The sequence below is a fragment of the Kovacikia sp. CALU 1929 genome (assembly GCF_056784235.1).
Genome location: NZ_JBXBCF010000059.1, coordinates 73,086 through 93,132, shown reverse-complemented (window position 1 = coordinate 93,132; position 20,047 = coordinate 73,086). Strand labels below are relative to the sequence as shown.

Sequence of the window (20,047 nt, the reverse complement as noted above, 5' to 3'; positions counted from 1 at the left end):
ATGGAAGATTTCACTGCTGTCGATGTTGCTCTTGACTCTGGCTATTACCAGGGACATCCTGAAGCCTTCCCGCTGGTGCTGGTAGCGATCGCCGTTCTAGTGGTCGTGCAGTGGGGATTACAGGCTCTGAAAAATAAGAACTAGACACTCAGGTACTTATGTACTATAAATAGATTTTCCTAAGTCTTTGAAGGGCTTTGGGCAATCAGGGGAGTCTGCCGTCTGTCGTTTAGAGGGACGGTTGTTTTGTTCGTCATCACTGTAACTGCTGGCTTTCCTTCGCCTGCCGCTGATTTTGTTGAGGGTCCGCTTGATCTAAATCAGCATCTAATTCACCATCCATCTGCCACTTTCTTTGTCCGCGTCAGTGGCGATTCCATGATTGGAGCAGGCATTCATCCAGGTGACCTCCTCATTGTGGATCGGGCTGTAAAGGCTATTTCAGGCAAAGTTATCATTGCAGCCATTAACGGAGAGTTAACCGTCAAACGATTGCACCGGAACCAGGGGCAGCTCTACCTTGTTTCAGAGAACCCAAACTACCATCCCATTCTGATTGATGAGGCGATGGAGTTTGAAACCTGGGGCGTTGTTACCACCGTGATACATCGGGTCTAATGAAAGTTTTTTCTTTAGTCGATGCCAATAATTTCTATGTCAGCAGTGAGCGAGTCTTCAACCCCAAACTACAGGGGAAGCCAGTTGTGGTGCTCAGTAATAACGATGGCTGTGTTGTGGCGCGATCGCAGGAAGCCAAGAAGCTGGGTATCAAAATGGGAGTGCCCATCTTCCAAATTCGATCGCTGGTCAAGCAGCACCAGGTACAGGTCTTTTCGTCAAACTATACGCTGTACGGAGATATGTCGATGCGGGTGATGGATACGCTGGCACAGTTCACTCCTCGACTGGAAGTATATTCAATTGATGAGGCGTTCCTGGACCTGTCTGGTTTTACCCACCGGGATCTAACGGAGTATGGGCAAACTATTCGGCAAACGGTGAAACAACAAACAGGCATTCCTGTTTCTGTGGGCATCAGTTCCACCAAAACACTGGCAAAGATCGCCAATGCCCTGGCGAAACGATGTGGTTCTGGAGTCTTTGAGTTATCCCTCGTTAATTTGGATGAGGTGCTTTCAGCGACTGCGGTAGAAGAGGTGTGGGGAATCGGTAGGCGTTACGCTCAGTCATTACAGGAGTATGGGATACGAACGGCTTTGGACCTGCGGAAAGCAGATCTGGAATGGGTCAGGCAGCGCTACAACATTGTGATGGTACGAACCGTTCTGGAACTGCGGGGGCAGTCCTGCCTGCCACTGGAGTTAGTTCCCCCACCACGCAAGAGTTTGATGGTTTCTCGCTCCTTTGGGCAGCCAATTCAAACAATGGCGCATCTCAAGCAAGCGATCGCCACCTATACCAGTCGGGCGGGTGAGAAGTTACGGCAGTACCAGTTAAGCACAGGTGTTTTGAACGTATTCGTTTCTACGAACCGCTTTGGTGACAATCCCTACTCAAATACAGCATCCGTTTCGTTGCCAGTGACGACAAACGATACCGCAGAGTTGTTACATTACGCCCTCTGTTGTGGTGAAGCACTTTACCAGCCTGGGGTTGAATTCGAGAAGGCAGGGGTGTTAATGCTCAATCTGGTGCCAGCCAATCAGTTCCAGATGTCGCTGCTGGATAAACGCGATCGCGAACGTAGCCCTAAGTTAATGACGGTGATGGATCAGATTAATCGCCAGTTTGGAGCGGGGACAATCCGGTTTGGAGCAGTGGGCTTACAACAGCCCTGGGCACTGAAGTCTGCTTACCGCTCACCTCGTTACACAACCCAATGGAGTGAGTTGTTAGTTGTCAAATGATGATTGTTCCGGGCGATCGCTAACCTTGTGCAAGTAGTCGTTTCATCCAAAAATTAGCCTTCTATCAGGGTTCTTAAATAGAACACCAGGATGCAATCAATCACTCCTCTAAATCCGGTTGCAGAATCATCTTCAACTCTTCCAGAAGGGCAATCTGCCCCTTTAAGATGCGCTTTTTCGCTTCAGGCAGTGGGAACCAGGCAAACTGGTCAATCTCAGGAAACTCTTGAAGTTGTCCTGAACGTGGTGGCCACTCCATTGAAAAGGTATTGCTGACTAACACAGAGGGGTTACAGTCGCTCTCAAATGCCCAGGCTGTAACAAGCTTTCCACCTGATTGTCTGACTTCAGTGAGAGGGATGAAATCTCCAGCAGGGGCTAATCCGGTTTCCTCAAAAAACTCTCGCTTGGCAGCGGTCAGTGCCTCTTCTTGCCCTGGCAAGTACTCTCCCTTTGGAATTGACCAGCTCTCCCATGCTTTCTTTTTCCAAAAAGGTCCACCAGGATGCGCCAGCAACACTTCTAAAGTTCCTGCCTGCCAACGATACATTAACAACCCGGCACTGGTCTTACCCATGCTGTGCTTCAGCTAGTCCAAATCCTCCATGCTGATCTTTCGCAGTTTCCCTTCAACCAGACGAAACCCTTGGTTATCCATCAATTCAATAGCTGCCTGAATTAGAACCGAAGCCATATTGGCAACGGGACGGGCATCCTGATCCGCGAGTTCTTCTAATCGCTTCATCACATCTTCCGGCAGGGGTGTGTGTACCCTGGGCTGCTTTCGTGGCAATTCCGTTAGTTCCTGTACCTTTTGCATCTGATCGTACCAAAACGCTACTGAATAACTAGATTAGCAACCCGTGGATAATATTGGATATAAATGGCTACCATTGGCAACCATATCTGATACAGTAGCTGTACGTCTGTACTGTGCGGTCGTACACCCGGTTGTACATACCACGCACTCCTGGTTGTACGGCAGCGCACGAAGCAGAAAGTCCATGCAGCAAAGAATTGGAGGAATGTATGGTCAACTACACGGAAGGGTCAGATGTGCTGATAAACCGTTCTGTTCACTTCATCAGCACACCTGGCGCACAACTCCCTGCACAGCCCGCACAACCCGCACGCTATACCGCACAGCAACTAGCGGCTCGTTATCCCGACCTGGGCAAGGGAGGAAAGCCGTTAGGAGAGGGAGCCATTCGTACTCGCTGGTGGAGTTGGATCAGCCAGGTTGCCCCAGAGCTATTGCTCAAAGACAGTCTGGGCTATACCGACCTGGCAGCAGAGTTATTTGATGACTTTGCTCAACGAGTGAAACGGGAAGGGATGAAACCGGAAGTCTGGGTATTGGATGCCAAAGCACGGTACTCAGCCGAGTGGGAAAATGCGGGGGTGATTGAAGGGGAACTGATGCCTAGTGGAGTTGGGGAAGTGCTTGCCCTAACTCAGACAACGGCTTCCAACCTGACCCAACAGGGAGAAGACCGCAAGGCAAAGCTACTTAAGCTTATCCAGCAAACTCGCTCAGCCGAATCAAACCTATCCCAAACCCAACGAGCGATCGCTGAGCAGCGGGGAGTCAACCAGGCGATCGACGAGTTTGAGATTGAACTGGAGGCAAAACTACAAACCTTAAGCGAACTTCGTCAGGCATTGAATGGTTGAGGAGGTGTCCGCTACTGCCGCTGGTTCGCTGGTAGGAGGAGTCGATTAAGCCTCTGCTGTAATTCTCAGATGTTCTAAAAAGTTCAAACCGGGGCAGTGGTTTGGTCGCCTGCGCCCCGGTATCTCGCATAGGAGACATTCAGATCATGCCAATTATTAGTAAACCTTGCCAACTCCGGCAGGGCAAAGGGAGCATGCACCTCTGCGGAATCCTGGGGGTGCTTATCTCAACCATCATTCCATTACGCGCCCCGGCTCAGTCCATTTGCACCAGGATGGTTAATCCCTATGGGCAAATCACCTCACGGCAACTAGCAGATTTACTAAAAACACCATCAGGTACGGCATTTGAAGTCGCAACCAGGGGGTTTGGGAGAGCCTACTGTAAGACACCGGGGGGATATGCATGGCAACTGCAAGATTCCCCAACAACGCTTGTGATTGTGACTATGAACGGTACCCGATTTGTTGAAGTCAGGTTTGTGAGGCATCTATGAAAAAAGTTAGCAATCTGTTGGTTGCTGGAGGATTGACAGTGACACTGCTTCCTTTAGCTCCATTACTGGCAGAAGCTCAGGCAGTCCCTTTACCTGTCGCTGCCTGTGCCACTAACCCCTATTGTGCAATCGCGGTGCTGGGGGCAGGGGTATGGCTACTGACGAATCGAAACAATCAGGTGGTTTGTACCCGGCAGGGATGCGTCAGGGCTGAAGAATACTATCGACAGCAGTACAATAGACCTCTAAGAATCGATGACCCAGACTCCCCAGTTGAGTCTGTTATGGTCGATTATGTCTGGGGAAGTGATAAACCTGAAGCGGATAGAAACTGCCAGAGCCTGCTCTCACGCTATGGGATGAAGTTCCATCAAACAGTACGTAATTCCAGAAATAGCCGGAAATGGCAGTGTTGGGGCTGGTCAAACCACCCTGAAACGACTCATATCCCTGATAGAAGGAGATAGCCCATGCACCTCGTTGAATCTGCCCTGTGTTTCTTTGCCGGGGATGGTCGGTACGAATCGGTGATAGACCCGACTGAGTGCCTCCCCAATGACTCTGGCAAGATCGAAATCTATGACTTTCAGATGTGCGATCGCATCCCAGATGTCGGTGAGGTGCGAGAGTACCCGGAGGGGAAGCTTCAAGTGGTTGAGGTGTATCAATACTTCCCCCAACAGCCCTGCCCAATCGAGTCCTATGCGCTGGCGGTTTGTACCGTGGATGGCTCAATTCCCCGCCGGGGTGATTGGGATGGCGAAGTACCGATTTTGTACCTGGTGATTGATGGCGATCGCATTGTGGAGCGGGAACCTGGAATGTCTGATTGGGGCATTGCTGCCGGGTTATGGGCAGTACCCAAGCCGGTTGGCTCCCAGATCTACCTGTTCAAGCCAGAGAGCCACCATGCCCAGGCTTGCACTGTAGCCGTGGTGGATGTGTCAACCGCCAGAGTAACGGTGGCGGCTTAGGTTCCTGAGATGACTTGAGGCGATCGCTCTCAATGGGGGCGATCGCCTTTTGTTCGGGAATCTACCCTCAATTCTCTGTAGCACTGTATAAAGCCTCTTGAGGTTTTGGATTTAGCGACCCTCGAATACATGGGCAGACAACACTGGAATGTGATTTATATCGACCGTAACCCGGATAATCCTGATGAAGGGTGGGGATGGGTCGAAGTGTTACCAGAAGATGTCAAGCGGTTTGGAATTTCTAAACAGCATCCCGCTCCGAGGTATGTAGAGAAGCAAAAAGAGATTAGAGTGAGCCGGTATAACGAATCAGGTCCCTACACCGAAACGTACATCAACACCTACACCGACTATATTCAACCTCCTTCCAGGGGCAGGGCAGGGGCAAAAAAGTTCACGCTCAATGTTGGTGGTGAGTTAGTTACCATCAAAGCGCAAAAGTCATTAACACTGAAAGCGGTATGTATATGGCTTAAGACCTGGGCACCTCCAGACACCAAGATTGTTACTCCAGGTAATCGCCTGATCTCCCTCGATGGCGAAAAGCTGGCTCACCAAACCCACTTTGTTTACTTCATCCTCAATGCCGACAGTAACGCAATCAAGATTGGTCGGGCAAAAAACCTGGAAAAGCGGATGAAGTCATTGCAAACATCCAGTCCGGCTCAATTGAAGCTGGTCAAGTCGATTCAGGTGGCAGGGGATGCCGCAGCTCAAGAATTAGAGCGTTCCTTACATCAGCAGTTTCAGGAACTAAGACTGGCGGGGGAATGGTTCAGGGCAGATACGAGACTATTGGACTGGTTGAAATCTGCCAGTTCAGCAGAGGAATAGGCTTGCATGGAATGGTTAGCGATCGGCACATTACCTGCTTAAATGCCATCCAATCTCAGCCCGCATTCGGAATCAGATTGAGGGCAAGTTTGGTCAGGGCAAACGTCGCTTTTCGCTCAATCGGGTCATGGCAAAGTTAGCCTCCACCGCTCAAACCTCGATCGCCGTTACAGCCGAGCCAGGGTGAGTAATCTTATGGGGGCTGCAAACTACCTTCCAGATCAGGGAAAAAATGTAAAGCTTTATAAAGCAGAAGGATTGGGCATAATTTGGGACTAGAAATATTTGTTAACGCCTAAAATCCTTGCTACGCCTAGATCGTAATAAGCTTCCCAAGCTTTAGTTGCGAGTTCGATTCTCGCTACCCGCTTTTTTAAAGAACCCCCTGAAAGCGTTAAGTTTCGAAAAACCCTCTATAACCGTGACTTGGTATTGGACTGAACCAGAGCAATCCGCAAGTACACGGGCAATTGAGGTGTATCTAGCCAAACTGCCATCTAACCAACCGTTGAAACGGGGACGGAGGACAGGGTAATGGTATTAAAACAAGACAGCGATCCCCGCGATCGCTGCACTGAAAGTAACTCTTCTAATCACCATTTTACCTCCAAGTCTCAAGTCGATACTAAGCAAGCGATCGCCCATCTAGAGCTACTGGGGTATCAACCCGGCAAGCCTGTTTTTCTGAGGTTTTTCTATGACAAGAAAGATCCTCGGAAGGCTGATGATAAGTGACGAAAAGCTGATGGGGCATTTCCCGCCTCGCCCTGGCAGGCAGTTGAAGCCTACCAGGGTGATAAGCGTAGTATTTATTTCGTAGTGAATGGGGGCGGTCATAGGGATGCTGATGTTCAAACTGGTAAAGCATTCTTCTACGAGCGTGACAACCTTGACAAGGAACTTTCAGAGTCTCTTTGGCAGGAATTGGGACTATCGAAACCGACCTTTCAGGTAGACACGGGTGGAAAATCAATCCACTCCTATTGGGTACTAATTGACCCTTGCGGGGTTGAAGATTGGAAAAAACTCCAATCTGATTTTCTGGAATTTGCCGATGCGGATCGAACCTTAAAGAACCCTAGTCGGGTGATGAGATTGGCAGGATGCAGGCAGCCTGCCACGAATCAGAAAGCTTATATCATCAGCGATTCCAGGAAACGTTACTCGTTTGAAGAATTGCGGGTGATTGTTACTGCTGTTCAGAAATCTGACGGATGCCGCGATCTGCTATTTCCTTGAGTGGTAGCATTCAGCCAGAGATTCTGCAACGGGAAATGGGCAATTTGCGGGTAATCGATGGGTTCTGGCAACGGATTGCCTATTTTCCTATTCCTCTGACTAAAGCCCCAATTCCAGAGGAGGGAGAGACTTGCAAACTGTCAGAGCTATTGAAATTAGCCTATCAGCGGTTAGATGCCTTTGCGGTTCAACCGTTCTATTTCGATCCAGAGGCTAACCAGCTATGGAAACAGTGGTTTGAGGAATGCGAGAACCTGAAGGTCAAGGAATTGCACCCAGCGATCCGGCCACTCTACCCCAAGGCAAAGGAACGGGCAGCGAGGATCGCCCTGGTCGTTCATTGCCTGAATGCAGCCGTTGGAGGCACCAACCCAGCAGAGAAGATATCTGCACTGACATTGCAGGGAGCAATTGCTCTAACCTGCTGGACGCTAACTCAAACCCGACTTCTGTTTGCAGATTTTGGTCACGGGGAGAATCCACAGGCAGTAAAGCTGAGTCGTTTTGTAGAGCGGTTTAAGTCCTTTGATTGGGTTAGCCCCAGAGATGTGATGCGATGGCACTATCCCAACTTAATGCCAACGAAGCACGGGATTTTATGCTGCGGGTGGTTGAGATGGGATATGCAACCACGAATGGAGAAGAACCAAACTCTAAGAAATTCAGACTTAAGATTGTCTCTGACAACACTGACAAATCCCTGCAATCCTTTCCCCTGCAACGGGTTAAAGCCCCTGACAAATCCCCTGCCATTGTCCCTGACAATCCTGACAGATTGCTGACAAATATTAAGGAAGCTGATGATGGGTTGGTTCGTGACGGGCGGGTAGTTGATGGAGCGGCTAACGGTTTGTCAGGGGATGTCAGTGGAGTTGTCAGTGAGTTTGTCAGTGGGACGGAAAGCAGCAATGGCAAGGCTCTAGAACAGTTTGTCGGGGTTGTCAGTGGTGGTGATTGAGTCGTTGAGTATCCTGGTAATAATCGATTGAATGGGGTAGGTTTGCCAATGGGTGCTAATCCTGAAGTATGCCGGATGAATGGGTCAAAATCGAGAGGAGCCATTACTCAACGGGGAAAGGCGATCGCCCCACCTGACCCAACTTTCGCTGACTCAATGGTTGCAACTCACCGACAGACTTTCAGGAAGGACAGACTTAAAACGGAAGGCACAGCTAACGTTGAAGTTGTGCGCGGCAAGATAACCTTAACACCCACCGATAACCTCTGTACCGTCCGCACCAATGCAGTGTTAAGCGTACTTTTACAACCGAGATCTTTAAGAACGCTTTTCCGGGTTCTAATATGGGCCGAGGAATCTCTCTCCATTGAAGTGAATCATATGATCGGGTTGATCAGCTACCCAAACTTCTGTTTCCCAGGAAATTTCAGCAAGATACCGAGTCATTTCCCTACGGCTTGGGAAAGCAGTAACAAAGACTAGACTCTTACTGCTTGACTGAAAAAGTTGCTTTAGTTCGTTGTGGCGTTTCAAGTTAACTGGACCATGACTAGTCACCGCTTCTATGAGGACAAGCCAATCTTGCTGTTTGTGATATATCACAACATCAGGCATCTTTCCATGAGGATCTAATTCAATCCCCATTTCTCGGAATTTCTGTGTTTCGTTGATTATAAATTTATCGCCAGCATCGCCAATATACAGGACTACGCCTCCTGGTGTAAATCTGGGACAAAATCTTTCCAGGATGTCTTTGATTAAAATATTTTGCCCACCTGACGAAAGCTGGATAGCTTGACCATCGGGTAAACCTATGGGAATCATTGGTATGTTTCGATTCCTATCTTGCAATAAATTGGTAACTGCAACGACATAATTCCTACGAGCTTCTTCCCACTGCTCAGAGCCATAAGCTTGAAGAAGTGATAATGCTTGCTGATTAAGTTGGTAACACCACTTAGGGCTATTAATCGGTCGATCCGGTTTGTCTGGATTCTCAACCACTAGTCCCATCTGCACAAACTGATGCATTGTCTGCCGCCGAACAGTTTCGCGTGTATTTGGTGCATATTGTTTACCGTAATGATCACGGAACCAATCCATCATCTCTGTAATTCCGCGTCTTGGTGCAGTGGACTGGCTCCAGGGTTTATCAGGTTGAATATCTGCCAACGCAAGTAAGCAAAGCGCAGATCTTTCATTCTGCTGCTCTCTGGGAGCAGAGATAGCCTTGAGAATTGCAAGAGCTTCTTCAATCCGCTTGTTTGCTTGAACTGCATCTGTCGCTTCATTCATGATTGATAAAACTTCATGTACAAGTTTATCGATTTCTTCTTGGCTAAAGTCATTGTCACCAATTTGAACTCCTATTTGGATTAAGTCATCTTTACATGGATACTTAACCCTACGAAGATCGGTAGCATTGACCTGTGTATGTCCACTAAATTGACGGAAATAGCTATCGAATAAAGTTGAATTAAGAAATGTCGCCAACCCTTTAGCTAAATCAGAGGTCATTCCTCTTTTTTTAGCATGGTAATAGTTAAGATGATTTTCTATACCTAAAAACTCCGAATCAGTAGGAGAACACACGGCAGCAACGACACGACGTTTTTCCTCTTTGGCGGAAAAACGTCGTGTCAAAACATACCAGCCAGGTTCAATCAACCACTTTTCTGTGTCTTGATTTTTCTCAATCGCAATGGGTTTGCGAGGATTATCAGGAGGAAACACTACTTTCCTTACTTTTATAGATTCTGGATAAAGTAGTGGAACATTTTTATCACTTAAACAGCTTCTCAAAGCTGATTTCAGACGAAAATCAACAATTGGACCTGTCGAAACTTCTAAACCAATTTCATTCAAAGTGCAGGGCATTTTATTCATCTGAACTCTCAAAGAATTTTTGAGAGAGTTTGTAACAATATGAATAAACTGTTCAGAATCATTCGGCTCAATCACCTCATCATAAGGGACACATCTTGATTCTGAAATTTCATCTAATTCAATCTCAGAATTGCTAGTTATTTTTACAGTGTTAGGTTTATGTTTGGATTTTAGAGCATGAAAAATAACATTTTCTTGTAACACCTCATCTTCTGAGAAGGTTGCTGATCTGCTCTCAAAGATATGGATTTTCTCTAATTCCATGTATTTTAGGAAGGCTTTGCGGAAAGGACGAAAATACGTACCATTGCAGAAACTTCTAGGTGTAATGGCAACTATTTCGCCATTATCTATAATTTGTAAGGTCGCGAGCCAAACAAATGCACTGTAGAGATTTACAGTATCAATTCCAATACTCGAAAGAACTTTCTTTTCTGCTGATTGGCTATGAATCTTTTTATAAGGTGGATTAAGGATCGCATGAGTAAAGCCTGGAAATGCCTTCTTAAAAAGTGGCAAATTCACTTCACCACTAGCTCTTATAAAGTCATCTCTCTGCAAGCAATAGTCTGTTTGAATTCCTTTGCTGCTTAAAGCGGCACAGCATTCTGTGAGAGTTTGATTTAACGAGGGCAAGAAGGCTGGTTCAATCTCATATGCCGTAATGCTGCAACTACTAACCTGCTCAGGATTTGCCAGTAACCGCTCTACTACAGCAGCGGTTAAAGTCCCAATTCCAGCACCAGGATCTAGAAGGTGAATGTGACCAGATAGATTGTTGAATTGCCCTGCCATGAAACGCGCAACAGTTGCAGGTGTCAAGAACTGACCCAACTCACTACGCTGTTTCAAGTTCAATCTTGAAGAGTAATGGATTCTGGTGATGTCAGCAGAATCAGTAAGGAACGTTGTCATATGGTCACTTAGTAGCAGTTATGAATGAATACCACAGAACTGCTTCCTGGTACACCTAACTATTATTTGAGCGGCACTGCACCCCTTAAGAGCCTAATCCTCCTGAGAAGGGGACTTATCCAGCATCTAAATCTAGATATAACCTCTATAGGAGGAATAATCTTTAAAAAGTCAGTATAAACACCCCAATTGGGATTTTATGCAGCACCTCTGCAACCTATCTGCCCCAAATGGCTGATTAGACGGCTCAAACGCAGGATAAACCCCCAATCAGGAGGGTTAGTCAGTACTCGGATTGGCTCATAGCTATGCCCGGGTGTGTTATCTGGCATAGCTATGAGCCAATCCTGACTCTCTGTAGTTGAGTCTTAAGCTTTAACAATAGGGCTAACTTTTGCCCGATAGAGGAGGCGATCGCCCTGGCGATATCCCGTATAGCGCACCCGCACGCGATCGCCTAGCTCTGCCGAACCGTCCATTAGCTGATGCTGCTGTGGGTCATAGGGAATTTCACAACCAACGGCGGCAATCGATTCAATCCCCCATTCTTGTAACAGACGTTCCAACGGTTTCAGAAGTGGCAATAGCTTGACGGCTGGAGCCTGGGGGTTTTGCTGGGCGGCATAGGCAGCCGTTGGCAGTTGCAACAACAGGGACTCTAGCACTTGCAAGCTGGACTGTTGAAACTCCTGCTGAAGTTCCTGCTTTTGCTGCTGAAGCTGGTGCTGGAGGCGATCGTACTCCTGTCTGAGCATGGTTAGCTCTTGGTCAAGGACGGAGGTTTCAGCTTCCGATCCCAAGGTTTGAGTTCCTGGTACAGAAAGTATATTCAATAGATCAACTACAGACACCTGTAGTGCCTGACTCAGCCTCAGCAGCGTTTCTAATCGAATTTGACCAACCTCTCCCCGACGCAACCGCCTGATTTGCTTTTCAGAAACTCCTGCCGCCTGACTCAGCGATCGAAAACTAGAAAACCCCACCCGCTGCATCAACTGATGCAACGGATGGGGACTGGTTTGGGGGGAAGATAGGTTCATAGGGGATGGCAGGTGGTAGGGAGTGAGGAGGGCGTTCCGCAGGTCTCTAACAACTAACAACCAACCACTTCTGGCGTTGCTGATTTTGGGTATGAATTTAGAGTTGTATGAATTGAAGACTTTCAATTCATGCTGCTATTCAGCACCACCTTACTGCTCAAGCAAGCTTCTCAGCATCCATGCCGCCTTTTCATGGACTTGCATCCGCTGGGTCAGCAGGTCTGCCGTCGGTTCATCGTTGGCTCCTTCAACCACAGGAAAGACCGATCGCGCTGTGCGCACAACCGCTTCCTGACCTTCTACCAGTTGACGAATCATATCTTCAGCCTTGGGCACGCCTTCTGCATCAGAAATGGAACTGAGACGAGCAAATTCCTCATAGGTACCAGGAGCAGGAAATCCTAATGCCCGAATGCGCTCTGCGATCAAGTCTACTGCCGTTGCCAGTTCGGTGTACTGAGTTTCAAACATCAAGTGTAGTGTTTGAAACATTGGACCAGTGACGTTCCAGTGGAAGTTGTGGGTTTTCAGATAGAGGGTGTAGGTATCTGCCAACAGCTTGGATAGCCCTTCGGCAATTGCACTCCTGGATTTTTCATCAATCCCGATATCAATTGGCATTGCGACAGGTTGAGTCACCATATTATTCTCCTGAGGGTTAAGTGGGGTTAATGGCTTGGTAGAGAGCGAGGGGTGAGGAGGGAGGGGTTTTTGGTTCCCCATCTCCTCTACACTCTACGCCAGATGCATCTTTAAAACTGATCGTGGGGCACGACGAACCCGGCAGCGAATCGTTTCGTGTCCCAGCCGAGTGCAGGCTTCGTAGCGGTGACAACCGGAAAAACCGTAGTATTCACCATCGACTTCTAAAACGTCGATCGGCTCTTTTAGCCCAACTTCCTGGATGGAATCCATCAGCGCAGCGACCTTAGTCTGATCGTTTTGCCGAAATAGGGGGCGACGAATTTTTTCAAGCGGAATCTCTTCAACCCTGGCCATACCTGTTCTTTTAAGCATCACTTTCTAAATCATACTCGTTATGAGTTTGTTTTGCAACAACCTTTTTGACGGATGGGTGATGGTGACAGGGCAGGGAGAAAGCTGATAAGTGCTAACACTGGACGTTACCAATGCTTTGCCAATAATCTTTGTTTATCGAAATCTCAAATTAAGCGTCTTAGGTAGGTTCGTCTATGATTCTGAAGGGGGAACTCCTGAAAAAATAGCTCGTCCTTGGGGTAGATTGCTGTAAGAATTGGCGATTATGATGCGTTAGGTATCTTCAGTTTCTATGACTAGTACTTCTCAATGGCTGTCTCGCACCATGCTGACAGCGGCACTCTTTCTGGGAATGACGGCAGAGGCTGGATTGGCAACCAATCGTTCAGCCAAGGATCTTGAGTTGCAGGTTGGCGTAGTGCAGCGGTTTGGCAGGCAACCCCAGGATAAGCTGACCCTGCAAGCTGGGGCGGGCGATCGCCTGACGTTGCGCTTTCAGACGGCAGGGAAGCCGATGACAGTAACCAGCAATAGCGCCCAGTTCGATATTGTGATGCAGCCTCTACCAGAACCCAGGCTGGAAGAACGGGTAGTACTCAGTTCCCATCGCAGCTTTGAAAGTGCGGAGGACAGTGCTAACCAGTGGCAGGCAAAGGGAATTCCGGTTGAGATTGCCCAGCCCCAGCGCTGGCAGGTGTGGGCGAAACGGGAGGTCTATCACACCCCCCTACTGCGACGGCTTTTGGTTCAAAGTCTTCAATCTCAAGGGTTTCAGGAAGCTTTGATTGAATCCAGGCTGGTGGAACAGGAACCCCGTGCCTCCCTGGTGGTGAATGGCTATCGTTACACCCGCGATCGCGTTGAGATTTCAGCCGATAAGAGGATGATTCAGGTAGACCGGAAAGGGAGTGAGTCTAGCCGCCACCTTTATGCAGGAAGCTTAAAGCTACAACCGAATGCCTACGGTACGTCTACCCTGGTCAACCGGGTTCCGGTGGAAACCTATCTGCGAGGAGTGGTGCCCCACGAAATTGGTAGTTTTGCTGCCCAGCCAGTTTTAGAAGTGCAGGCAATTCTGGCTCGTACCTATGCGCTACGAAATCTACGACGATTCGCGGTGGATGATTACCAGCTCTGTGCCGATACCCAGTGCCAGGTTTACTATGGACTGAATGGGACGACGGCTGCCACTGACCGGGCGATCGCGGCAACCAAAGGGATGGTGCTGACCTATAACAATGAACTGGTCGATGCCGTCTATTCCTCTACCAACGGTGGCATCAGCGCTCCCTTCCATGACGTTTGGCATGGGGAAGTCCGCCCCTACCTGACGGCAGTGGTGGACTCGGTCGGGCAATCTTGGGATCTTTCCCGTAAAAGTCTGGCAGATGAGAAAAACTTCCGTGCGTTTATCAGGCAGAAAAAGGGATTTAACGAGGAAGCGCAATCAAATTGGTTCCGCTGGCGCTCAGAAAGTCGGTTGCCAAGCCTGAATGATGAGTTGAGGCAATACCTGAAGACTCAGAAGAGTCCGCTGGTTAACTTCAAGTCCATTCAGAAAATGGCAGTTACCAAGCGATCGCACGGTGGGCGGGTTCAAGAATTAACCGTTACTTTGGATAACGGAACGGTCAAGCTCTACAAGGATGATGTGCTGAAGGTGTTTGATGCGCCGAATAGCACTCTCTTTTACCTGGATCCCCTCTACGGCGCAAACAAAGCGCTGGTCGGGTACACCTTTGTGGGTGGGGGCTTGGGGCACGGGGTTGGCTTAAGTCAGACGGGATCTTATCACCTGGGCAAACTGGGCTGGTCTAGTGATCGCATCCTTAGCTTTTACTACCCAGGAACCCAACTTCAGCCCATCAGTGAGCAGCTTGTGTTCTGGAGAGATCCCCAGCCAGCATCGGCGAGCGATCGCCTTTAAGCCAAAATCCCCAACTTCTATAAGAAGCTGGGGATCTTAAGTCGGCAGTGGCAGGTAAATCTGGCGCGATCGCTAAAATCCCCTGCTATTTGAACTTTTTAAGAAAGAAACCAAAAGCAGGAAGAAGACTTTCCTGCTTTTGATACGATAGCTTAGAGATTAAGAGGTCAGTCATTGCTGGCTGTTAGGCATAGAGAATGCCTGATTGCAACTCAATCACTAACAAGAACAATGAACAACTCAATAACTCCTCAAAGTCTATCCAAAAGCCTTAACTGCCAAGCTCAGAACTGACACCAGACAGTTTGCGGATAGGCTTTTAGTACAGTTCCTCTTCCTGATGAGTCAGGATGGTGCAGTCAGAGGTGGGGTAAGCCACGCAGGTCAGCACGTAACCAGCTTCGATCTGGTCATCATCCAGAAAAGATTGGTCAGACTGGTCAACGGTACCTTCCTTCATTTTGCCAGCACAGGTAGAGCAAGCGCCTGCCCGACAGGAATAGGGAAGATCGAGACCGGCTTCTTCAGCAGCGTCGAGAATATACTCGTCGTCGGGAACTTCAATCGTGGTATTCAGCCCTTCGGCCTCGTTCACTAACGTGACCTTAAAAGTTGCCATGCAGTGGTCCTCTCAATAATGGAAACAGCACTTTAAGCTTATTGGAAGCTGGCTCTGTAGCTTTATTCAAATAAAGTCTGCTTCCTGATCAGCTTTACTCTAGATACTACGGGAAAAGATATCGATTAGAACCGTAGATCTCTGACTGGGTGAATGGGATTCGTAATAAAAGCAGTTGATTTAATCTGCTTATCTTATAGGACGAAAATTGTTCAATCGAGGATAAGTAGCTCTTTAGCTTGCCCAGTAATCGTTTCAGCCAGTCCAACCCCTGGAATACAGAATGCGGAAATTGCCATGATTAATTAAATTCAACTCATATTTAAGCAGGGCTTATATTAGCTGAAATTGTTGATTTGATTGAAATAAATTTATTGTTACTATCAGTCATTCTGGTGAATACTGGATCCCAGTCATTTTTTTAAGGGTAAATAGGACCTTGACAGATTCCATTTCCTTGCCGTTGCAAGTGGGGTTGGTTGGTACTGGCTATGCTGCCAGGTTACGGGCTGAAACCTTCCAGAAAGACCCCCGCACCCGTCTTGTCCTTGTATCGGGTCACAGTCCAGAGAAAACCCAGGATTTTTGCCAGGTCTACGGGGCAGAAGCGATCGCCTCCTGGCGGGATCTGGTTCAACACCCTGCCCTTGACCTGGTTGTCGTTTGTACCATCAACCGGGATCACGGGGCGATCGCCCGTGCCGCCCTGGAAGCCGGTAAGCATGTCGTTGTCGAGTATCCCCTGGCTCTGGATGTCTCCGAAGCAGAAGCGTTGATTGCCCTGGCAAAGGCTCAAAACCGGCTGCTGCATGTGGAGCATATTGAACTGTTGGGCGGAGTGCATCAGGCGTTAAAGACCTCCCTGCCGGCGATCGGAGCGGTATTTTATGCCCGCTACGCCACCATCAAACCTGAACGACCTGCCCCCCGCCGCTGGAGCTACCACCGGGATCTGTTTGGCTTCCCACTAATGGGGGCACTTTCACGCCTGCACCGACTCACTGACCTGTTTGGCACCGTTTCCACCGTAAGCTGTCAGGCGCGGTTCTGGAACGGTGCAGAGATGGAGCCAGCCGATCCCTACTACTCCGCTTGCCTGTGCGCCGCTCAGTTACGCTTTCGCAGTGGGGTTATTGCCGAGGTCACCTATGGCAAGGGAGAAACCCTCTGGCAAGCGGAGCGTCAATTTAAGGTGCATGGGGACAAAGGGGCGGTGATCCTGGATGGAGAGAATGGAGTACTGATCCAGGCAGAGGGCAGCCACCCGCTTGAAGTCGGCAGTCGGAGAGGACTATTTGCCAAAGACACAGCAATGGTTTTGGACCATTTAATCTCAGGCTCTCCCCTTTACACCACTCCAGAAGAGAGTTTGTATACCCTCAGGGTTGCAGATGCGGCGCAGCGATCGGCAGTGGAGGGGGGGAGAAATGTGAGGTGTGAGGTGTGAGGTGAAGAGAGAGGGAGGGTAAAGAGTTTTGAGTTGAGAATGGAGAGTTGAGAGTTTGTGGAGAAGGGGATGGTCGTTGTTGGTGGTTAGCTTGGAAACTTTAAAACCAACACCCAACAACTGACAACTGATACCTCACACCTGATCCCTACTTAATCTTTTTCGCCTCATCCTGTGCCCGCTTTTGCCCTTCCTTGTCCCCAGCTTTGAGGAACAGGCTGGCGGCTTTGTTGAGATCTTGCTTTGCCTGTTTGTTATTCTTCAAGCGGAGGTAGGCGAGTCCCCGGTTATTGTGGGCATTGGCAGAATTAGGGTCGAGCTTGATCGCTTCGGTATAGTCGGCGACGGCTTTCTTGTCATTACCAGACAGAGCATGGAGCAATCCCCGATTGGTATAGATTTTGGCATCGTTGGGCTTCAGGCTGATCGCTTTATCGTGATCCGCGATCGCGTTCTTGTAGTCTTTCATTGCGCCCTTGACCAATCCCCGACCCGCGTAGGCATCGGCATAGTTCTCATTCAGCTTGATTGCCTGGTCATAGTCTGCGATCGCGCTCTTCAGATCTCCCATCCCGGCACGCAGAGAAGCCCGGTTGGTATAGGCATCCGCCAGGTTCGGATCGAGTTTGATTGCCTGGTCAAAATCTTCGCCTGCCTTTTTCCAGTCTTTCATTTTGGCGTAGGCAAGCCCCCGTCCGTTATAAGCTGGTGCCAGTTGGGGATCCAGCTTAATCGCCTGGTCGAAGCCTGCGATCGCTGCCTGATACTGCCCTAGCGTCGTTTGGCTGATTGCTTTTAGCACCAGAACATTTGGATTATTGGGGTCATTCTGAGCTGCCTGACTGGACCCCTTGTTCCCTTCAGTCGAGCTATCTGGACCTGCTTGAAGCTCTGTAGAGCAAGCCCCAGTTAATCCACTGAGTAAAGCCACAACACTTAAAACTGCAATTCTTCTATAAGCCAGATCAATTACCCGTTTCACAACAGTTCACCAAAACGTTTGTAATACCGCTCTTCTTATACGCCAAATTTACAAAACTGATCCCCTTTTGTCTCCAAAATCCTCCCTTACCCTCATCTCCGTTTAGGGCATAGCTTGCTTACAAAAAGCGGGAGCAGATTCTGCTCCCGTAGCATAAATCCTCACTCCTCATCCTTAGCGGTAGGGGGTTCTGGAGTGGCAACTGGCGTGGTCGTGGTTGGAGTGGGTTTAGCGGGTTCGGCTTTGGGTGGGGAACTCATGACCAGTGGTGGCTCAGGTTTGTTTTCGATTCCTAACTGGTCTTTAGCCGCAGCGAGTGCTGCTGCCGCTGTGCTTTTGCCAACTTCTAGAATGGATTTACCCGTCTCACTCAAAACCTGGTCTGCACTGGGTTTCTCAGTGTTCATACTGTTCACCCATCCCCGGAAATTCCAGCCAGTGCGATAGCCAGTCTTCCAGACCCATTCGCCAAATACCAAAACCAGACACACGACTAACCAGAGCAAATAGCCCGTCTCTTTAAGGATTGCCCAGGTCACCCCCAATGTCTGCTGATAGGCTGCGGCAGTGGATTCATCCGTAACGGTTTTCCAGAGTTTGTTTGCCTGGGTTTGAATTTGAGTACTCATCTATTAAATCTCCCTATTTCCCTAAGTACGGTAGAGGCACGGGGGCTCCAGTAGGTTAAAAGCAAGTCATTTCCCTAACTATATGGATACCTCCAGGAGTTTGTTAAGCATTGTCTTAACAAAGCTATCCGAAAAGCCTCAACCACTACAAAGCCCGGTATGAAACCCAGGAAGTTTTCGGATAGGCTGATCAAAGGGCTAAAGCAAGTCAAGCCTATGATGCCATGCTATCGAGACAGCGTACAGATTGGTTATAGGCTAAAAATATTTAACCGCCAAAATATTTGGTAAATTCTTAGGCTTTACCGCTTCCCATCAGGTAAAGCAGTGCCATCCGGACAGCGACCCCACTAGTCACCTGTTGAGAAATCAGACTGAACTGGGGGTCATCCATCAGATCGGAACTAATTTCAACGCCACGATTGACGGGACCGGGGTGGAGCACTTTGACATCCGGGTTGCAGAGCTTGAGGCGATCGCGAGTAATGCCAAATTGCTGGTGATACTCTCGCAGACTGGGCAGCAAATGATTGGTCATGCGCTCCTTTTGCAATCGTAAGGTCATGACAAAATCGGCATCCCGGATAGCAGGCTCAAGCGACCAGTGGAGAAAAAGCTTGCGGGAGAGCGTCGTGTCGGGTGTCGGATGAACCGTTGCTAGGGGTGGGTGGTTAGTGGTTAGTCCTTCGTGTTTACTCTCAATACCCTGTACCCTGTACCCTGTACCCTGTACCCTATCCTCTCTATCCTGCCCCCCATACCCTGTCCCCTGTCCCCTGACAAATTCCTCAAACAGCCTCGGCAAGAGCGTGGGTGGTCCTGCCAGGTGAACTTCTGCGCCACTGGCGGTGAGACTCCAGATATTGGAGCGGGCAACGCGGGAGTGGAGAATGTCTCCTACGATCGCAATTTTCTTGTCCTTGAGCAGGGACAGTTGGGGTTGATTCGGGTCAATCAACGTGCAAATGGTAAACAGGTCTAGTAATGCCTGAGATGGGTGCTCATGTTGACCATCCCCAGCATTCAAAACCCCCACTTTGACGTCCAGTCGATCCATTTCGCGGGCGATCGCCTGGGGCACTCCCGCTTCCTTATGGCGTACCACCATCATGTCGGTGCCCATTGCCAGATAGGTCTTGGCGGTGTCCAGAATGGTTTCACCTTTAGTTAGTGAAGAAGTTCCCGGTGCAAAGTTGAGGATATCTGCTGAGAGGCGTTTTGCTGCCAACTCAAAGCTGCTGCGGGTACGGGTAGACGGTTCAAAAAAGAGATTGGTGATCACCTGTCCCTGAAGCGTAGGAACCTTCTTCGTCCGACGTGACAACACTTCTCGAAAGCTGTTTGCCGTTTGCAAGACAGTATCATATTCCAGGGGTGTGAAGTCAGCCAGAGAAAGGACGTGGCGGCGCGTCCAGAGGGGAGTAGCCATACCGAAAACTGAAGAAGGAACGCCTTCAGCGTACATGAATTGTTCCGCCAGGGCTGATAGATTTTCACTGGATTGCATAAACCAGGTAGATGAAGGAAAGATTATCCTTTCTCTTTCATTGACCCGATC

The 20,047-nt window shown here is 49.0% G+C and carries 25 protein-coding genes and 1 pseudogene; 16 read left to right on the top strand and 10 right to left on the bottom strand.

Annotated elements, in window-relative coordinates; all coding sequences use genetic code 11:
* From AC1S52_RS08440 to AC1S52_RS08430, 3 genes are all read left to right on the top strand, one after another.
* Positions 1-144 carry a hypothetical protein gene (locus AC1S52_RS08440; RefSeq protein ID WP_482028584.1) on the top strand — a complete coding sequence of 48 codons (144 nt, stop codon included), beginning with the start codon at positions 1-3 and terminating at the stop codon, positions 142-144.
* Positions 145-246: 102 nt separating this feature from the next.
* A complete protein-coding gene (locus AC1S52_RS08435) occupies positions 247-618 on the top strand; it encodes a LexA family protein (protein WP_482028583.1) in 372 nt (123 codons plus the stop codon).
* Entirely contained in the window at positions 618-1,868 is a 1,251-nt protein-coding gene (locus tag AC1S52_RS08430) for a Y-family DNA polymerase (RefSeq protein ID WP_482028582.1), read from the top strand. The genes AC1S52_RS08435 and AC1S52_RS08430 overlap by 1 nt, the downstream gene beginning before the upstream one ends.
* Before the next feature lie 100 nt (positions 1,869-1,968).
* Here the strand turns inward: AC1S52_RS08430 and AC1S52_RS08425 are convergent, their stop codons facing one another.
* Positions 1,969-2,445: an NUDIX hydrolase gene (locus AC1S52_RS08425; protein WP_482028581.1), complete on the bottom strand. Its 477-nt coding sequence runs from the start codon at positions 2,443-2,445 to the stop codon at positions 1,969-1,971.
* Positions 2,446-2,457: 12 nt separating this feature from the next.
* Positions 2,458-2,688: a ribbon-helix-helix domain-containing protein gene (locus AC1S52_RS08420; RefSeq protein WP_482028580.1), complete on the bottom strand. Its 231-nt coding sequence runs from the start codon at positions 2,686-2,688 to the stop codon at positions 2,458-2,460.
* A 209-nt stretch (positions 2,689-2,897) separates the two neighbouring features.
* Between AC1S52_RS08420 and AC1S52_RS08415 the strand changes: the two genes are divergently transcribed.
* From AC1S52_RS08415 to AC1S52_RS08365, 11 genes and pseudogenes are all read left to right on the top strand, one after another.
* Positions 2,898-3,542, top strand: a complete 645-nt coding sequence (locus tag AC1S52_RS08415) for a hypothetical protein (RefSeq protein WP_482028579.1) — start codon at positions 2,898-2,900, stop codon at positions 3,540-3,542.
* Between the two features lie 146 nt (positions 3,543-3,688).
* Positions 3,689-4,039, top strand: a complete 351-nt coding sequence (locus AC1S52_RS08410) for a hypothetical protein (RefSeq protein ID WP_482028578.1) — start codon at positions 3,689-3,691, stop codon at positions 4,037-4,039.
* Positions 4,036-4,506 carry a hypothetical protein gene (locus tag AC1S52_RS08405; RefSeq protein WP_482028577.1) on the top strand — a complete coding sequence of 157 codons (471 nt, stop codon included), beginning with the start codon at positions 4,036-4,038 and terminating at the stop codon, positions 4,504-4,506. The genes AC1S52_RS08410 and AC1S52_RS08405 overlap by 4 nt, the downstream gene beginning before the upstream one ends.
* 3 nt (positions 4,507-4,509) lie before the next feature.
* Positions 4,510-5,013 (top strand): hypothetical protein, encoded by a 504-nt coding sequence (locus AC1S52_RS08400; protein WP_482028576.1) that lies wholly within the window; start codon positions 4,510-4,512, stop codon positions 5,011-5,013.
* Positions 5,014-5,118: 105 nt separating this feature from the next.
* A complete protein-coding gene (locus AC1S52_RS08395) occupies positions 5,119-5,847 on the top strand; it encodes a GIY-YIG nuclease family protein (RefSeq protein ID WP_482028575.1) in 729 nt (242 codons plus the stop codon).
* A gap of 34 nt (positions 5,848-5,881) precedes the next feature.
* Positions 5,882-6,019, top strand: a pseudogene (locus tag AC1S52_RS08390) (transposase); the annotation flags it as partial.
* A 362-nt stretch (positions 6,020-6,381) separates the two neighbouring features.
* Positions 6,382-6,582: a hypothetical protein gene (locus AC1S52_RS08385; RefSeq protein ID WP_482028574.1), complete on the top strand. Its 201-nt coding sequence runs from the start codon at positions 6,382-6,384 to the stop codon at positions 6,580-6,582.
* Positions 6,583-6,666: 84 nt separating this feature from the next.
* Positions 6,667-7,086 (top strand): hypothetical protein, encoded by a 420-nt coding sequence (locus AC1S52_RS08380; RefSeq protein WP_482028573.1) that lies wholly within the window; start codon positions 6,667-6,669, stop codon positions 7,084-7,086.
* Positions 7,062-7,868, top strand: a complete 807-nt coding sequence (locus tag AC1S52_RS08375; protein ID WP_482028572.1) for a DUF3987 domain-containing protein — start codon at positions 7,062-7,064, stop codon at positions 7,866-7,868. Before AC1S52_RS08380 ends, AC1S52_RS08375 begins: the two co-directional genes overlap by 25 nt.
* Positions 7,862-8,044 carry a hypothetical protein gene (locus tag AC1S52_RS08370; RefSeq protein WP_482028571.1) on the top strand — a complete coding sequence of 61 codons (183 nt, stop codon included), beginning with the start codon at positions 7,862-7,864 and terminating at the stop codon, positions 8,042-8,044. Before AC1S52_RS08375 ends, AC1S52_RS08370 begins: the two co-directional genes overlap by 7 nt.
* Positions 8,045-8,123: 79 nt before the next feature.
* Positions 8,124-8,288, top strand: a complete 165-nt coding sequence (locus tag AC1S52_RS08365; protein WP_482028570.1) for a hypothetical protein — start codon at positions 8,124-8,126, stop codon at positions 8,286-8,288.
* A gap of 95 nt (positions 8,289-8,383) precedes the next feature.
* Here AC1S52_RS08365 and AC1S52_RS08360 read toward each other — a convergent pair whose 3' ends face one another.
* The 4 genes from AC1S52_RS08360 to AC1S52_RS08345 form a co-directional block, all read right to left on the bottom strand.
* The gene (locus AC1S52_RS08360) at positions 8,384-10,846 is read right to left on the bottom strand and encodes a BsuBI/PstI family type II restriction endonuclease (protein WP_482028569.1); all 2,463 of its coding nucleotides are present in this window, start codon (positions 10,844-10,846) and stop codon (positions 8,384-8,386) included.
* A 368-nt stretch (positions 10,847-11,214) separates the two neighbouring features.
* On the bottom strand, positions 11,215-11,886 hold the full coding sequence (locus AC1S52_RS08355) for a helix-turn-helix domain-containing protein (RefSeq protein ID WP_482028568.1): 672 nt from the start codon (positions 11,884-11,886) through the stop codon (positions 11,215-11,217).
* A gap of 150 nt (positions 11,887-12,036) precedes the next feature.
* The gene (locus AC1S52_RS08350) at positions 12,037-12,528 is read right to left on the bottom strand and encodes a Dps family protein (RefSeq protein ID WP_482028567.1); all 492 of its coding nucleotides are present in this window, start codon (positions 12,526-12,528) and stop codon (positions 12,037-12,039) included.
* Between the two features lie 93 nt (positions 12,529-12,621).
* Complete coding sequence (locus AC1S52_RS08345) at positions 12,622-12,885, bottom strand: ParB N-terminal domain-containing protein (protein ID WP_482028566.1); 264 nt, start codon at positions 12,883-12,885, stop codon at positions 12,622-12,624.
* 292 nt (positions 12,886-13,177) lie between these two features.
* Here AC1S52_RS08345 and AC1S52_RS08340 point away from each other — a divergent pair, with 292 nt between their 5' ends.
* Positions 13,178-14,812 (top strand): SpoIID/LytB domain-containing protein, encoded by a 1,635-nt coding sequence (locus AC1S52_RS08340; protein ID WP_482028565.1) that lies wholly within the window; start codon positions 13,178-13,180, stop codon positions 14,810-14,812.
* 319 nt (positions 14,813-15,131) lie between these two features.
* Here AC1S52_RS08340 and AC1S52_RS08335 read toward each other — a convergent pair whose 3' ends face one another.
* Positions 15,132-15,431, bottom strand: coding sequence for a ferredoxin (locus AC1S52_RS08335; protein WP_482028564.1), 300 nt, complete (start codon positions 15,429-15,431; stop codon positions 15,132-15,134).
* A gap of 439 nt (positions 15,432-15,870) precedes the next feature.
* Here AC1S52_RS08335 and AC1S52_RS08330 point away from each other — a divergent pair, with 439 nt between their 5' ends.
* Entirely contained in the window at positions 15,871-16,878 is a 1,008-nt protein-coding gene (locus tag AC1S52_RS08330) for a Gfo/Idh/MocA family protein (protein WP_482028563.1), read from the top strand.
* A gap of 148 nt (positions 16,879-17,026) precedes the next feature.
* Here the strand turns inward: AC1S52_RS08330 and AC1S52_RS08325 are convergent, their stop codons facing one another.
* The 3 genes from AC1S52_RS08325 to AC1S52_RS08315 form a co-directional block, all read right to left on the bottom strand.
* Entirely contained in the window at positions 17,027-17,860 is an 834-nt protein-coding gene (locus AC1S52_RS08325; RefSeq protein ID WP_482028562.1) for a tetratricopeptide repeat protein, read from the bottom strand.
* Between the two features lie 161 nt (positions 17,861-18,021).
* Complete coding sequence (locus tag AC1S52_RS08320; RefSeq protein WP_482028561.1) at positions 18,022-18,489, bottom strand: hypothetical protein; 468 nt, start codon at positions 18,487-18,489, stop codon at positions 18,022-18,024.
* A gap of 295 nt (positions 18,490-18,784) precedes the next feature.
* Positions 18,785-19,918, bottom strand: coding sequence for an aspartate carbamoyltransferase catalytic subunit (locus AC1S52_RS08315; protein WP_482028624.1), 1,134 nt, complete (start codon positions 19,916-19,918; stop codon positions 18,785-18,787).
* Positions 19,919-20,047: the final 129 nt, after the last annotated feature.

Excerpts from the sequence above, each read along its gene's own strand:
- AC1S52_RS08415 (WP_482028579.1), top strand. The coding sequence starts at position 2,898 with ATGGTCAACTACACGGAAGGGTCAGATGTGCTGATAAACCGTTCTGTT.
- AC1S52_RS08365 (WP_482028570.1), top strand. The coding sequence starts at position 8,124 with ATGGGTCAAAATCGAGAGGAGCCATTACTCAACGGGGAAAGGCGATCG.
- AC1S52_RS08345 (WP_482028566.1), bottom strand. The coding sequence starts at position 12,885 with ATGGCCAGGGTTGAAGAGATTCCGCTTGAAAAAATTCGTCGCCCCCTA.
- AC1S52_RS08430 (WP_482028582.1), top strand. The coding sequence starts at position 618 with ATGAAAGTTTTTTCTTTAGTCGATGCCAATAATTTCTATGTCAGCAGT.
- AC1S52_RS08315 (WP_482028624.1), bottom strand. The coding sequence starts at position 19,918 with ATGGCTACTCCCCTCTGGACGCGCCGCCACGTCCTTTCTCTGGCTGAC.
- AC1S52_RS08375 (WP_482028572.1), top strand. The coding sequence starts at position 7,062 with ATGCCGCGATCTGCTATTTCCTTGAGTGGTAGCATTCAGCCAGAGATT.
- AC1S52_RS08360 (WP_482028569.1), bottom strand. The coding sequence starts at position 10,846 with ATGACAACGTTCCTTACTGATTCTGCTGACATCACCAGAATCCATTAC.
- AC1S52_RS08425 (WP_482028581.1), bottom strand. The coding sequence starts at position 2,445 with ATGGGTAAGACCAGTGCCGGGTTGTTAATGTATCGTTGGCAGGCAGGA.
- AC1S52_RS08335 (WP_482028564.1), bottom strand. The coding sequence starts at position 15,431 with ATGGCAACTTTTAAGGTCACGTTAGTGAACGAGGCCGAAGGGCTGAAT.
- AC1S52_RS08440 (WP_482028584.1), top strand. The coding sequence starts at position 1 with ATGGAAGATTTCACTGCTGTCGATGTTGCTCTTGACTCTGGCTATTAC.
- AC1S52_RS08355 (WP_482028568.1), bottom strand. The coding sequence starts at position 11,886 with ATGAACCTATCTTCCCCCCAAACCAGTCCCCATCCGTTGCATCAGTTG.
- AC1S52_RS08405 (WP_482028577.1), top strand. The coding sequence starts at position 4,036 with ATGAAAAAAGTTAGCAATCTGTTGGTTGCTGGAGGATTGACAGTGACA.
- AC1S52_RS08410 (WP_482028578.1), top strand. The coding sequence starts at position 3,689 with ATGCCAATTATTAGTAAACCTTGCCAACTCCGGCAGGGCAAAGGGAGC.
- AC1S52_RS08420 (WP_482028580.1), bottom strand. The coding sequence starts at position 2,688 with ATGCAAAAGGTACAGGAACTAACGGAATTGCCACGAAAGCAGCCCAGG.
- AC1S52_RS08400 (WP_482028576.1), top strand. The coding sequence starts at position 4,510 with ATGCACCTCGTTGAATCTGCCCTGTGTTTCTTTGCCGGGGATGGTCGG.
- AC1S52_RS08320 (WP_482028561.1), bottom strand. The coding sequence starts at position 18,489 with ATGAGTACTCAAATTCAAACCCAGGCAAACAAACTCTGGAAAACCGTT.
- AC1S52_RS08340 (WP_482028565.1), top strand. The coding sequence starts at position 13,178 with ATGACTAGTACTTCTCAATGGCTGTCTCGCACCATGCTGACAGCGGCA.
- AC1S52_RS08385 (WP_482028574.1), top strand. The coding sequence starts at position 6,382 with ATGGTATTAAAACAAGACAGCGATCCCCGCGATCGCTGCACTGAAAGT.
- AC1S52_RS08350 (WP_482028567.1), bottom strand. The coding sequence starts at position 12,528 with ATGGTGACTCAACCTGTCGCAATGCCAATTGATATCGGGATTGATGAA.